We start from the raw sequence: 14,356 nt of genomic DNA, 5'->3' as shown, positions 1-14,356 counted from the left end.
TGGAGGACGAAAGAATGATAAATTTACCAAATGAATTTGAAGAGAAGATGAAGGCACTCCTCGGAGATGAATTTGAGGATTATATAAAATGTTATGACGAGCCGAGATATTACGGACTTCGTGTGAATACGGAGAAGATTTCTGTGGAGGATTTTGTGAAGATCTGTCCGTTTGAGATCACACCGATCCCGTGGATCGACAACGGTTTTTACTATGACGGAGAGAAGATATCTCCTGCGAAGCATCCGTATTATTTTGCAGGACTTTATTACCTGCAGGAGCCGAGTGCAATGACACCGGCGAACCGTCTTCCGGTAGAACCGGGGGACCGGGTACTGGATGTCTGTGCCGCACCTGGTGGAAAGGCAACCGAGCTTGGAGCGAAGCTTCAGAACGAAGGTGTTCTGGTCGCAAATGATATCAGCAGCTCCAGAGCAAGAGGACTCTTAAAGAATCTGGAAGTTTTCGGGATTGGCAATATGCTGGTCATGAGTGAAGAACCTGGACGACTGGAACGCTATTTCAGCGGTTATTTTGACAAGATCCTGATCGATGCGCCGTGTTCGGGGGAAGGGATGTTCCGCAAGGATAAGAAGATGGTACGCGCCTGGGAAGAACATGGACCGGAATTTTTCTCGAAGCTGCAGAGAAGCATTATCACCCAGGCGGCAAGAATGTTAAAGCCGGGTGGCATGATGCTGTATTCAACCTGTACGTTTGATCCACTGGAGAATGAGGGGACGATCGAATATCTGCTCGGTGAATATCCGGAATTCGAGATTCAGGAAATCGCAGGATATGAAGGATTTGCACCGGGCAGGCCGGAAGTAACCAAGTCAAAGGATCCGGATTTTGCTAAGACTGTCCGTATTTTTCCACATCATATGAAAGGGGAGGGACATTACCTCGCACTGCTGAAAAAGAGTGAGGATGCAATCTGCCCGTCTTCCCCGGTCGCAGAACAGAAAGTGAAGAAGATCCCGGCAGAGCTGGAGGAATTCTTCCGTGATGTAAAGTGGGATCTGAAGCCGTGGAGACTGGATATCCATGGAGAGCGCGTGTACTATATGCCGGAGAATCTTCCGGAACTGAAAGGCGCAAGATTTTTAAGAAGCGGACTGCTCCTTGGCGAACTGAAGAAAAAGCGTTTTGAACCGAGCCAGGCACTGGCGATGAACCTGAAAATGGAAGAGTACGCGCATACTTTGAACCTGTCTTCTGATGATAACCGACTGATGCGTTATCTGAAAGGTGAGACAATCGATGTGGAGGATCTGATTCCGGCTAAGGCAAAAGGCTGGCATCTGGTCTGTACAGACGGTTTCCCGCTTGGATGGGGAAAAGTCACGAACGGAACTTTGAAGAACAAATATCTGCCTGGATGGAGGAATCAGTCTGCATGATGCGCATAGACAAATATCTTGCCGAGATGGGGCAGGGAACCAGAAGTGAAATCAAAAAACTGATCCGCAGCGGACGTGTTATGGTTGATGGGGAGACGGTGAAAAAACCGGAACTTAAAATCGATGAGAACACACAGAGAGTAAGTCTTGAAGGAAAACAGATTGGATACGCTAAAAAAGAGTATTATATGCTCCATAAACCGGCAGGTGTTATTTCCGCAACAAAAGATGACCGGGACAAGACAGTTCTGGATCTGATCACAGATAAAAAAAGAAATGATCTGTTCCCGGTAGGACGTCTGGATAAGGACACGGAAGGACTTCTTCTGATCACCAATGACGGAGAACTGGCACACCGCCTGCTTTCCCCAAAAAAGCATGTGGATAAGGTGTATTATGCGAAAGTACAGGGAAAGGTAGATGAATCTGATGTGAAAGCATTTGCAGATGGAGTGGATATTGGAGACGATACGCCGGCTAAAAGCGCAGATCTTCGAATCCTGAAAAGTGGGGAGGAGTCGGAAATCGAGCTTACGATCACTGAAGGACGTTTCCATCAGGTGAAGCGGATGTTTCATGCAGTCGGCAAAGAGGTAATCTATCTGAAGCGGCTTTCTATGGGAAGCCTTGCTCTGGATAAGACACTTACAAAGGGAGAATACCGGTCACTGACCGAAGAGGAGATAAAAAAATTATGTTAGAGCATACTAAAGCTGTCATTTTTGATCTGGATGGGACTCTGGTAGATTCCATGTGGGTGTGGACAGCGATAGATGAAGATTATATCAGAAAATATCATCTGAATCCGCCGGAAGATTTTCATGAGGCAATGGAAGGGATGAGCTATACCGAGACAGCGCAGTACTTTTTGAAGATTTTTCCGGAGCTTCCGCATACTGTGGAGGAGATCAAAAAAGAATGGTATGATATGTCTGTGGATAAATATACAAAAGAGGTCACACTAAAGCCAGGGGTAAAGGAATTTCTGGAGATGCTGAAAGAGAAAGGGATCCGGACAGGAATCGCAACCAGCAATGACCGGAAACTGGTGGAAGAATTTTTAAAGGCAAGGCAGATCACCCATCTTTTCGATACGATCTGTACAAGCTGCGAAGTGAATAAAGGGAAACCGGCACCGGATGTTTATCTGAAGGCGGCTGGGCAGCTGGGTGCAGATCCTTCTGCCTGTCTGGTATTTGAAGATGTTCCGATGGGAATCCTTGCCGGGAAAAATGCAGGAATGCGTGTATGCGCGGTGGACGACTGGTTTTCACGCCCACAGGATGCGAAAAAGCGGGAACTTGCCGACTATTTTATTCACAGTTATGAAGACATTACCAATCAGACATACGAGGTATTATAATGAATCATGGATTTTTACCGATCAGCAGGAAAGAGATGGAAGAACGGGGGTGGAATCAGGTAGACTTTGTCTATGTAAGCGGAGATGCCTATGTAGACCACCCGTCTTTTGGACATGCGATCATCACCCGCCTTTTAGAGGCACATGGCTTCCGCGTGGGGATCATTGCACAGCCTGACTGGAAGGATAAAGAAAGTATTACAGAATTTGGAGAGCCGCGGCTTGGATTTATGGTGTCGGCGGGAAATATGGATTCCATGGTCAACCATTATTCTGTATCAAAGAAAAGACGGCAGCAGGATTCTTATACACCGGGCGGAGTGATGGGAAAGAGACCGGATTATGCAGCAGTTGTGTACGGCAATCTGATCCGTCAGACATATAAGAAGACACCAATCATTCTGGGTGGTATCGAGGCGAGTCTTAGAAGACTTGCACATTATGATTACTGGTCCAACCAGCTTAAGCGTTCCATTCTTCTGGATTCGGGTGCAGACCTGGTTTCTTATGGAATGGGCGAACGCTCGATCATTGAGATTGCAGAGGCACTGGATGCCGGACTGGATATCAAGGACATTACCTATATCGATGGAACAGTCTGCAAGGTCAAGAATTTGGACAGTGTGTATGATGCAGAGATTCTGGAACCGTATGAAGAGATGAAAAAAGATAAGCTTCTGTACGCCAAAAGCTTTTACAGACAGTACTGCAACACAGATCCATTTTCTGGAAAGCGGCTGGTTGAGCCCTATTCGGATCATCTGTATGTGGTACAGAACCCTCCGGCAAAACCGCTGACCCAGCAGGAGATGGATGATGTCTACGCACTTCCTTACATGCGGACCTATCATCCATCTTATGAGACGGCAGGTGGAGTTCCGGCAATCCGGGAGATCAAATTCAGTCTGATCAGCAACAGGGGATGTTTTGGAGGCTGCAGTTTTTGTGCACTGACATTCCATCAGGGAAGGATCATTCAGACACGAAGTAAGGAATCACTGATCGCTGAAGCAAAGACATTTCCGGAAGATCCGGAATTCAAAGGATATATTCATGATGTAGGCGGACCGACCGCGAACTTCCGTGCACCGGCATGTAAGAAACAGTTAAAATACGGGGCCTGTACGAACAAACAGTGTCTTTTTCCAAAGCCGTGTAAAAATCTGATCGCAGATCATAAAGAATACTTAAGCATTCTCAGGGATCTCAGAAAGATACCTGGAGTCAAAAAAGTATTTATCCGTTCCGGTATCCGGTTTGACTATCTGCTGGCGGATCCGGATGACACGTTTTTCAAAGAACTGTGTCAGTATCATGTCAGCGGTCAGCTGAAAGTTGCACCGGAGCATGTAGCAGACCCGGTTCTTCAGATGATGGGCAAGCCGGAAAATGCAGTTTATGAACGTTTTACCCACAAATACGAAGAGATCAATAAAAGGCTTGGACTTAAACAGTACCTGGTTCCGTATCTGATGTCGTCCCATCCGGGTTCTACTATGAAAGAAGCGGTAAAGCTTGCCGAATACCTGCGGGATCTCGGTTATATGCCGGAGCAGGTACAGGATTTCTACCCGACACCGTCTACGATTTCCACTTGTATGTATTATACCGGTGTAGATCCGCGGACGATGAAGCCGGTGTATGTGCCGAAGAATCCGCATGAAAAAGCAATGCAGAGAGCACTGATCCAGTACCGGAATCCGAAGAATTATGATCTGGTCATGGAGGCACTGCGAATCGCAGACCGTATGGATCTGGTAGGATTCGATGAAAAATGTCTGATCCGTCCGAGAAAACTGCATTCTGAAAAAATGCAGGAGAAGAATGGATACAGCGGAAGAAACCATGGCGGAACTCATGGCGGCACGGACCGAAAGAGCAAAAACCCGAATGGAAATAACAAAAATCCAGGAAAGACAAACGGAAATTATAAAAATTCAAATGCAGGGCATAAGAATACAAAACCTGCATTTACAGGAAACGGCAGAGGTGAGTCCTCGTCAAGACCGCAAAAAAAGAAATCCATCCGTAATGTACACAAACGGAAGTAGTCACAGGAGAAAGGAGAACCGCTTATGAAGATTGCGATTGTTACCGGGGCATCCTCCGGCATGGGAAAAGAATTTGTCAGACAGATTGAACGTTTTTACAAGGAACTGGATGAAATCTGGGTGATCGCCCGCAGTGAAAAGAAGCTGGAAGAGATTAAGAAAAGCCACAAGATCTATATCCGGATCTTTGCAGGGGACATGGAAGAGGATCTGGTATACAAGCAGGTGAAAAACCGGCTGGAGAATCAGAATCCTGATATCCGTATGCTGGTCAATGCAGCAGGATTCGGAAAGACCGGGACAGTAGAGGAGATTGCAAAGGAAGACAAGAAACTTCAGCTCCGCATGATCGACCTGAACTGCCGGGGACTGACCGAAATGACCTGTACCTGTCTGCCCTGGATGCATAAAGGAACCAGGATCATCAACCTGGCAAGCGCAGCAGCTTTTTGCCCGCAGGCAAAATTCGCAGTTTATGCAGCGACAAAGTCGTATGTACTGAGCTTTTCAAGAAGCCTTGCAGCTGAACTTAAGGAAAAAGGAATCTTCGTCACAGCGGTCTGCCCGGGACCTGTGGACACCCCGTTTTTTGAAGTGTCAGGGAAGTTGCCCGGTGGCATGAAAGAGGCTGTGATGGCAGATCCGGTACAGGTTGTAAAGCAGGCGCTCATTGATGCCAAATACAAAAAAGAGGTTTCTGTATATGGCACGGCAATGAAAGGGGCAGAAGCAGCAACCAAAGTGCTTCCGCATGGAATGATCTTAAAAGCCATGTCAATGATGGAGAAAATAACGAAGGAGTAAGCGAAAGACAAGATGAAGATACAAAAAGGAGATGCAGGTTATCTGCGCAGAAGAAAACGATTATTGATACTGGAAGCTGTTGTCTCTTTTGGACTGGTTGCCGCACTGGTGATCGCCGGTTATGTAACAACAAAGACAAAGCTCAATCTGCTCACTGTAGTAGCGGTACTCGGATGTCTTCCGGCAAGCCGGATCCTGGTCAATCTGATCATGGTCATGCCGCATGATTCCATTGATGAGGCAACTGAGCTTGAAATCTCGGCTGTCACCGAAGAACTTACCGTTGCATACGATCTTGTGATCACCAGTGAGAAAAAGGCAATGCCGATAGCAGCTGTTGCAATTTACAACAATACGATCTGCGGCTATGTGCCGGTGAAAAAAGTGGATGTGGACTATGCCGCAAAGCATATCAAATCCATTATGAAGCAGAACCAGTTCGACAAGGTGGTGGTCAAGCTTTTCCATGATTATAAAGCATTTCTGACCCGCGCCGAGGGAATGAACAACATTGCTTCTGTAGAACAGCAGGATACAAGAAAACACGAAGAGATGATCAAAGGACTCCTTCTGGACATTTCACTGTAAAAGGCAGGAGGAATTAAAAGCATGCAGAAAATAACCGTTTCGTCAAATGAAGCAGGACAGCGTCTGGACAAGCTTCTTGGAAAATATTTAAGTAATGCGCCGATGAGCTTTGTTTACAAGATGCTGCGGAAAAAGAACATCAAGTTAAACGGGAAAAAAGCGCAGGGAAATGAAAAACTGACAAAAGGAGACCAGGTTGAAGTATTTCTCTCAGATGATACCTGGCAGAAATTCGCAGGGGCACCGGGAGCAGAAAAGCAACTTCCGGCAGATCTTGCACGGGCAATAGAAAGCAGCATCCGGCTGTCGGTAATCTATGAGGATCCGGATATTTTGATCCTGAACAAACCATCAGGCATGCTTTCCCAGAAAGCAGCACCGTCTGACCTTTCCCTGAATGAATATATGATCGCTTATCTGCTGAAAAAAGGCGATTTGAAACTTGCTGAGCTTGCTACTTTCCGCCCATCTGTCTGTAACCGCCTGGATCGGAATACCAGTGGTCTTGTAACCGCAGGGAAAAGCCTTGCGGGATTACAGCAGCTCAGCGAGATTTTAAGAGACAGGACCGTGAAAAAATATTATCTCACGATCGTGGATGGGGTGATAAAAGACCGTCAGAAGATCGAAGGATATCTTCTGAAAAATGAGATGACCAATCAGGTGAAAATTCTGAAAGAAGCAAAAGGCGAGGCAAAGCCGATAGCCACAGAGTATATTCCGCTTGCGGATAATGGTCAGCAGACGATTCTGAAGGTGCATCTGATCACGGGACGGACCCATCAGATCCGTGCACATCTGTCTTCGACCGGTCATCCGATCATCGGGGATAGCAAGTATGGTAATCCAAAGGTTAATTCTATTTTCAGGAAAAAATATGCGTTAAAATATCAACTTTTACATGCATGGAAAATGCAGTTCCCGAAAAGAGAGGATGCGCTTGCAAAGGTATCGGAAAAGGAGGTTACCGCGCCTCTTCCGGAAAGATTTACAACCATCATAAAAGGAGAAGGATTAGAATGGGAACCTGGAATTCAAGAGGGCTAAGAGGTTCAACGCTGGAGGATTTTATTAACCGGACGAATGAACGCTATCAGCAGCAGGGACTGGCGCTCATTCAGAAAATCCCGACACCGATCACTCCGGTACGAATGGACAAAGATCACCGCCAGATCACGCTGGCCTATTTTGACCAGCGCAGTACGGTCGATTATATTGGAGCAGTACAGGGAATTCCCGTATGTTTTGACGCAAAAGAGTGCAGTATGGATACCTTTCCACTACACAATATCCATGAACACCAGATGAACTTTATGCGGGATTTTGAAAAACAGGATGGAATTTCCTTTTTTCTTATCTATTACAGTACAAAAAACCTGCTTTATTACATGCGCTTTGAAGAAATAGAAGTGTTTTGGGAGCGGATGAAGCAGGGCGGACGAAAAAGCGTACGCTTTGAAGAACTGGATGAGGAATATTTTATGCAGCTAAGGCAGGGCGTATTCGTTCCGTATCTGGAGATGCTCCAGAAGGATCTGAATCACCGGGAAGAAAGATAAGAAGCATGGAAAAGAGATTAGCAGGATAGAACTTCTGAGTATGCAGGCTTGACAAGCCGCGTCAAAGTTCGTATAATACAACAAGGTCACGTTTTAATATGGTAACATGCTAAAGTGACAAATAAACAAAAAAGAGGAGTTACAATCTATGGAGCAGTTATTACATACACCCGAAGGGGTCCGAGACATTTATCATGAAGAATGCGCCAAAAAGCTGGCACTTCAGAACCGACTTCATAAGACTCTGCATTTGTACGGATATCATGATATCCAGACTCCTATGTATGAATATTTTGATGTATTCAGAAAAGAGATCGGAACCATTCCTTCAAGGGAATTATATAAATTTTTTGACAGAGACGGCAACACACTGGTGTTAAGACCGGATATCACTCCGCAGATCGCACGTGCGACGGCAACTTTATTTAAGGATGATGAGCTCCCGGCAAGGCTTTGCTATGTGGGGAATACATTTATCAATCATTCCAGTTATCAGGGACGATTAAAGGAAAGTACCCAGATGGGCGCGGAGATGATCGGACTGGATGCGGCGGATGCTGATGCGGAGATGCTGGCACTTGTCATTGACTGTCTGAAGAATGCCGGACTGGAAGAATTTCAGATCAGTATAGGAAATGTAGACTTTTTCCAGAGTCTGATCGAGGAATCCGAGATTGATGATGAGACAGAAGAACGTCTGCGTGAGCTGATTAACAACCGGAACTTTTTCGGTGCAGACGAACTTTTAGAAGAGGCTGATGCAAAACCGGTGTCAAGAAAAGCATTTTCTGCACTTTCAGAGATGGTCGGTGGTGTGGAGATCCTGGAGGAGGCGAAAAAGGTAGCGCCAAGCAAAAAAGCGATGAAAGCAATCCGGCGTCTCGAAAAAATCTACGCGATCTTATCTGTCTACAAAATGGAACAGTACATTACGTTTGATCTGAGCATGAGCGGAATTTACGGATATTATACCGGTATTATCTTCCGGGGATACACTTTTGGGACCGGGGATGCCATTGTAAAAGGCGGACGTTATGACCACCTGGTTGAAAAGTTTGGAAAAGAAGAGCCGGCAATCGGTTTTGCGATCGTAGTAGATGAACTGATGAGCGCACTTTCCCGCCAGAAGATCCAGATCTCAAGTGGCGAGAAGAGTTCCCTGATCTTATATGATAAAGAACGGTTGAAGGATGCAATCCAGCTTGCCATGGAATTCAGAGGGAAGGACAAGAATACCCAGATCCTTCAGAAAGCATCGGATAAGTCGCTGGAATTCTATGTGGATTATGGAAAACGCAGTCTTGCAGGAAGCATGCTGTATCTTCGCAGCAAAGGAGATGTGCAGATGGTGAACCTGATGACCGGCGAAGAGAAAATTGTAGGGTAGGGGTGAGACGATGAAAGACACAAGATATTTGACATTTGCGCTCTGTAAGGGGCGGCTCGCAAAACAGACACTGGAGCTTCTGGAAGAACTGGGCATCACCTGTGAGGAAATGAAAGATAAAGATTCCAGAAAGCTGATTTTTGTGAATGAAGAATTAAAACTCAAATTTTTCTTATCGAAGGGACCGGATGTACCGACCTATGTAGAATATGGTGCGGCGGACATCGGCGTGGTCGGAAAAGACACGATTCTGGAAGCGGGAAAGAAGGTACATGAGGTACTGGATCTTGGTTTTGGTAAATGCAGGATGTGCGTATGCGGACCGGCAGATGCGAAAAAATATCTGGAGAATCACGAACTGATCCGTGTGGCAACAAAATATCCGAATATTGCAAAGGATTATTTTTATAATACCAGACACCAGACGGTAGAGATTATCAAATTGAACGGTTCGATTGAACTTGCACCGATCGTTGGCCTTTCAGAGGTGATCGTGGATATCGTGGAAACCGGATCCACCCTGAAGGAGAACGGACTTGTAGTTCTCGATGAGGTTTGCCCGTTATCAGCACGTATGATCGTAAACCCGGTCAGCATGCGTCTGGAAAATGACAGGATCAAGGAACTTCTTTATAAACTCAGAAGTATATTAAAAAGGGAGGCTTAATGCACATGAGAATACAAAAGCTGAACAGCGATACAAAGAAAAATCTGCTGGAAGATCTGCTGAAAAGAAGTCCGAACAATTATGGACAGTATGAGGCAAGCGTAAAAGAAATTTTAGATAAAGTAAAAGAAGAAAAAGATGCGGCAGTTTTTGCATACACTTCCAAATTTGATGGAGCAGAGCTTACTGCAGATACGATTGAAGTCACAGATGCAGAAATTGAAGAAGCATATGCGCAGGTTGATGATACACTTCTTACAGTCATCCGCAAAGCAAAAGACAATATCGAAAGTTATCATGCAAAACAGCGTCAGAACAGCTGGTTTGACAGTAAACCGGACGGAACCATTCTTGGGCAGAAGATCACTCCGCTTCACAGAGTCGGCGTGTATGTGCCGGGAGGAAAGGCAGTTTATCCGTCTTCGGTACTGATGAATGTGATGCCGGCAAAGGTTGCCGGTGTGGATGAGATCATCATGGTAACACCTCCTGGAAAAAATGGAAAAGTAAGTCCGAATACACTGGTTGCAGCCAAAGAAGCCGGTGTGGATAAGATCTACAAGGTCGGCGGTGCACAGGCAATTGCAGCCCTTGCTTACGGAACAGAGAGTATCCCGAAGGTTGACAAGATCGTAGGACCTGGAAATATCTATGTAGCACTTGCAAAGAAAGCAGTTTACGGTCATGTCAGCATTGATTCCATTGCAGGACCAAGTGAAATCCTGGTTGTGGCAGATGAGACAGCTAATCCGAGATATGTTGCGGCAGACCTGCTTTCCCAGGCAGAGCATGATGAGCTCGCTTCCGCAATTCTTGTTACGACAAGTGAAAAGCTGGCACATGAGGTATCCGATCAGGTAGATGGTTTCTTAAAAGAACTTTCAAGAGCAGAGATCATTTCCAAATCTCTGGATAATTACGGATATATTCTGCTTGCCGATACGATGGAAGATGTGATCGACGTGGCAAATGAGATCGCATCCGAGCATTTGGAAATCCAGACAAAAAATCCATTTGAAGTGATGACCAAGATCCGCAATGCAGGAGCTATCTTTATCGGAGAATATGCAAGCGAGCCACTGGGCGATTATTTCGCCGGACCAAACCATATCCTTCCGACCAACGGAACCGCTAAATTCTTTTCCCCGCTTTCTGTAGACGATTTCATTAAGAAATCCAGTATCATCTCTTATTCAAGAGAAGCACTGCAGAAGGTACATAAGGATATCGAAAGCTTTGCAAAAGCGGAACAGCTGACTGCGCATGCCAATTCGATCCATGTACGTTTTGAAGAGGAGGACTAAAAGATGGAGAGCAGAGTTGCATCCTGCAGTCGTGTGACAAAAGAGACACAGATCGAGATGACACTGAATCTGGACGGAACAGGAATAACTGACATTTCTACTGGTATCGGTTTCTTTGACCATATGCTTTCCGGCTTTGCAAGACATGGACTTTTTGATCTGACTGTCAAAGTTACCGGAGACCTGGAGGTAGACAGCCACCACACGATCGAGGATACCGGAATCGTGCTGGGGCAGACCATTGCAAAAGCACTGGGAGATAAAAAAGGAATCAAGCGGTATGGACATTTTATGCTTCCGATGGATGAGGTACTGGTGCTTTCGGCAATCGACCTTTCCGGAAGACCATATCTGAATTTTGACGCCACATTTACCTGTGACAAATTAGGAGAACTGGACACGGAGATGGTAAAAGAATTTTTCTATGCTGTTTCCTACAGCGGTGCAATGAACCTGCACCTGAAAGTCCTGGATGGCGGCAACAACCATCATATGGCAGAGGCGTTATTTAAAGCATTTGGAAAAGCGCTTGATATGGCTGTATCCGAAGAACCACGGATGAAAGAAGTGTGGTCTACAAAAGGCAGTCTGTAAAAAGATAAAAGGAGTTTCTCGTATGAGTTATAAAAGATTGATTCCCTGCATTTTTATCCTTGGAGGGAAGGCGGTAAAATGGTTTGATGACCCGACAGTTGTATCTGAAGATGTGATCGCGCTGGCAAAAGAGTACAGTGATAACGGGGCGGATGAACTTCTGGTATTTGACCTGTCAAGTACGGACCAGGATCATGATGAGTCCATTGAACTGATGAAAAAGATCAACCGCGTGATTCGGATCCCGATGGTTGCCGGAGGAAATGTAAAGCGGCAGGAGGATGTAAAGAAAATCCTCTACACCGGTGCAAAGCGTGCCATGCTGAATTTTTCAAAGCCGGATTCACAGAAACTGATCGAAGAGGTGGCAAAGCGGTTTGGAAAAGAGAAGATCGCGGTGTCACTGAATGACTTTGATGCATTATTTAAGCAGCAGCATCTGATCCAGACTTACAGTAGCCAGATTGTATTTATGCACCGTCTGGATCTGAATTCCGTTGTAAATATTACAGATATTCCGTGTGTGGTTGTGACCGATACACTGGAAAAGGAAGAGCTTTTTAAGATCCTGGAATGCCCGGGTGTGAAAGGACTTTCTGGAATGTATGTGAGTCAGAGAGAAATCAATTGTGCTGATTTCAAAGAAGAGTGCAGCCAGAAAGGAATTCGTATGACATCCTTTGAGAGTCTGATGGATTTTTCCGAATTTAAATTAAATTCCGATGGATTACTTCCGGTTGTCACACAGCATTATAAGACGTCCGAAGTGCTGATGGTGGCATACATGAATCAGGAGGCATTTGAAAAAACAGTGAAAACCGGACGGATGACCTATTTCAGCCGGAGCAGACAGAGTCTCTGGACAAAAGGCGAGACATCCGGACATTTTCAGTATGTCAAATCCCTGACCATCGACTGTGACAAAGATACCCTGCTTGCAAAAGTCGATCAGGTAGGAGCGGCATGTCATACCGGCAATCCGACCTGCTTCTTCCAGCCAATCGTAGGGGATCAGTATGAAGAAATCAATACGCAGCAGGTATTCGAGAGCGTGTATCATACGATCATGGATCGCAAAGAGCATCCAAAGGAAGGATCTTACACGAACTATCTGTTTGAAAAAGGTATTGATAAAATTCTGAAGAAGGTTGGAGAAGAGGCTGCCGAGATCATCATTGCAGCGAAGAATCCGAACCCGGAAGAACTCAAATATGAGATGTGCGATTTCCTGTATCATATGATGGTGTTGATGGCAGAACGCGGGATCACCTGGGATGACATCATGGAAGAGATGGCAAAACGGTAAAAATAGCATATTTGAAAAAAAGAGGGACATATACTGAGGTAGAGGTATATGTCCTTTTTGTTTGTCTGAAATTGGGAAAGAACTTTTTGGTAAATGAAAAGAACTACCTGCCAAAGATGCGCACTCGCGCAAAGAAGAATGTTGCAAGTAACTGCGTTCGGTGTAGAATGCACCGAGGCATATTTATTTTAGTTGGATGCTTTAGCAGAAGGGAGAGATTGGAATGAATGAATCACAGGAACGCCGCGAGGAGTTGCTTAGGATGTCACGTCAAAAATGGAGAAAGGGCAGTATCCCGGCGGTGCATCCAAGGTATCAGCATGTATACAGGGGATTATATGGAGAACATTCTTCAGAAGAAAATGGCGGAAGCAGTTTCTTTGCGCGGATGTTTATCAGTTTCCTTATCTTTGGGATGTTTGTGGCGGCAGATTATACAGGAGAGAAAATCTGGAAATATACGCCCTCACAGATCGTGTCACAGATTGAGTATCAACCGGATATTATGACTGGGGTCTGGTAAGAGAAGATAGGAAAGCAGTTCTATGGCGGAGACGGACTTGTAGAAAAAGGTGTAGAAAATACAATCCGCAATATCGGAGAGTTTGCAAAGAAGGGAATGCGTGAAACGGATAAGACGATCATCCAGATCATAACAAGGTAACATATTGACAAAGTAATATGAACAGGAACCATAAATGTAGAAATTGTGTATTTTTACCAAAAAAACACCACATATGGTTAAATTTGTGCTATAATTAAAAATAATCAAACAAAAGATGAATGGAACTCCTAAATTTAATGTTTTATACATTTTATTAATGCAATTGTTAATGCGAAGAAGAATTTTTTGAAAACTTCAAAAATTAACATACAACTTATAGTCTATTTACGAGAGGAGGATCAATTATTGAAGTTTAGGAACAAATTTGTATCAAAAAGGATCGGGACAAAGACACTGGCAAGTCTTCTGGCATTTGGAATGGCTCTTGGTTCGCCAATGGCGGTATTTGCCGATGATGGAGAAACGGCCGTTGTGGCAGAGAATACAGTGCAGGCAAAAAAGACAGATGGATCGGAAGTATTTGTGAGTGTATCTGATTATGTACGGGGAATGATGGAAAGAGGAGCAGTCAGGCTGAATGATGAAACCGGCTATCTGGAAGATACCTCGACTGGTCAGAAAGTGGATCCGGAGACAGGAGAACGCCTGACAGAGACACCAGCTATACCGGACAATCCTGGAAATGAAGAAAATCCAGAGACACCGGAAAAACCAGAGACTCCGGAAACCCCGGAGAATCCAGAAATTCCAGAGGCTCCAGAAAAA

Annotated in this window: 14 protein-coding genes and 1 pseudogene; all 15 read left to right on the top strand. The window is 45.1% G+C overall.

What is annotated here, in order from left to right; genetic code table 11:
- Positions 1–17: 17 nt before the first annotated feature.
- Complete coding sequence (locus tag PGR14_RS07935; protein ID WP_270223226.1) at positions 18–1,403, top strand: RsmF rRNA methyltransferase first C-terminal domain-containing protein; 1,386 nt, start codon at positions 18–20, stop codon at positions 1,401–1,403.
- Positions 1,400–2,104, top strand: coding sequence for a pseudouridine synthase (locus tag PGR14_RS07930; RefSeq protein ID WP_082424094.1), 705 nt, complete (start codon positions 1,400–1,402; stop codon positions 2,102–2,104). Before PGR14_RS07935 ends, PGR14_RS07930 begins: the two co-directional genes overlap by 4 nt.
- The gene (locus PGR14_RS07925; RefSeq protein WP_008370570.1) at positions 2,098–2,766 is read left to right on the top strand and encodes an HAD family hydrolase; all 669 of its coding nucleotides are present in this window, start codon (positions 2,098–2,100) and stop codon (positions 2,764–2,766) included. The genes PGR14_RS07930 and PGR14_RS07925 overlap by 7 nt, the downstream gene beginning before the upstream one ends.
- Positions 2,766–4,817, top strand: a complete 2,052-nt coding sequence (locus PGR14_RS07920) for a YgiQ family radical SAM protein (RefSeq protein WP_055296641.1) — start codon at positions 2,766–2,768, stop codon at positions 4,815–4,817. Before PGR14_RS07925 ends, PGR14_RS07920 begins: the two co-directional genes overlap by 1 nt.
- 24 nt (positions 4,818–4,841) lie before the next feature.
- Positions 4,842–5,621: an SDR family NAD(P)-dependent oxidoreductase gene (locus PGR14_RS07915; protein ID WP_055296639.1), complete on the top strand. Its 780-nt coding sequence runs from the start codon at positions 4,842–4,844 to the stop codon at positions 5,619–5,621.
- Between the two features lie 12 nt (positions 5,622–5,633).
- Positions 5,634–6,209: a hypothetical protein gene (locus tag PGR14_RS07910; RefSeq protein ID WP_055296637.1), complete on the top strand. Its 576-nt coding sequence runs from the start codon at positions 5,634–5,636 to the stop codon at positions 6,207–6,209.
- A gap of 21 nt (positions 6,210–6,230) precedes the next feature.
- The gene (locus PGR14_RS07905; protein WP_055157185.1) at positions 6,231–7,256 is read left to right on the top strand and encodes an RluA family pseudouridine synthase; all 1,026 of its coding nucleotides are present in this window, start codon (positions 6,231–6,233) and stop codon (positions 7,254–7,256) included.
- Entirely contained in the window at positions 7,229–7,768 is a 540-nt protein-coding gene (locus PGR14_RS07900; RefSeq protein ID WP_055296634.1) for a Holliday junction resolvase RecU, read from the top strand. The genes PGR14_RS07905 and PGR14_RS07900 overlap by 28 nt, the downstream gene beginning before the upstream one ends.
- A 148-nt stretch (positions 7,769–7,916) precedes the next feature.
- On the top strand, positions 7,917–9,155 hold the full coding sequence (gene hisZ / locus PGR14_RS07895) for an ATP phosphoribosyltransferase regulatory subunit (RefSeq protein WP_055260536.1): 1,239 nt from the start codon (positions 7,917–7,919) through the stop codon (positions 9,153–9,155).
- 10 nt (positions 9,156–9,165) lie between these two features.
- Entirely contained in the window at positions 9,166–9,822 is a 657-nt protein-coding gene (gene hisG, locus PGR14_RS07890) for an ATP phosphoribosyltransferase (RefSeq protein WP_022220614.1), read from the top strand.
- Positions 9,823–9,827: 5 nt separating this feature from the next.
- On the top strand, positions 9,828–11,126 hold the full coding sequence (hisD, locus tag PGR14_RS07885) for a histidinol dehydrogenase (RefSeq protein ID WP_270223215.1): 1,299 nt from the start codon (positions 9,828–9,830) through the stop codon (positions 11,124–11,126).
- A 3-nt stretch (positions 11,127–11,129) separates the two neighbouring features.
- On the top strand, positions 11,130–11,720 hold the full coding sequence (gene hisB, locus PGR14_RS07880; RefSeq protein ID WP_270223212.1) for an imidazoleglycerol-phosphate dehydratase HisB: 591 nt from the start codon (positions 11,130–11,132) through the stop codon (positions 11,718–11,720).
- 22 nt (positions 11,721–11,742) lie between these two features.
- Complete coding sequence (gene hisIE, locus PGR14_RS07875; RefSeq protein WP_173685467.1) at positions 11,743–13,026, top strand: bifunctional phosphoribosyl-AMP cyclohydrolase/phosphoribosyl-ATP diphosphatase HisIE; 1,284 nt, start codon at positions 11,743–11,745, stop codon at positions 13,024–13,026.
- A gap of 223 nt (positions 13,027–13,249) precedes the next feature.
- Positions 13,250–13,549, top strand: coding sequence for a hypothetical protein (locus PGR14_RS07870; protein WP_147357714.1), 300 nt, complete (start codon positions 13,250–13,252; stop codon positions 13,547–13,549).
- A gap of 387 nt (positions 13,550–13,936) precedes the next feature.
- Positions 13,937–14,356, top strand: a pseudogene (locus PGR14_RS07860) (NlpC/P60 family protein); the annotation flags it as partial.

This window comes from Coprococcus sp. AF99-45 (assembly GCF_027663865.1).
Lineage (GTDB): Bacteria > Bacillota > Clostridia > Lachnospirales > Lachnospiraceae > Allocoprococcus > Allocoprococcus comes.
This window is presented reverse-complemented; position numbering and strand designations above follow the sequence as displayed.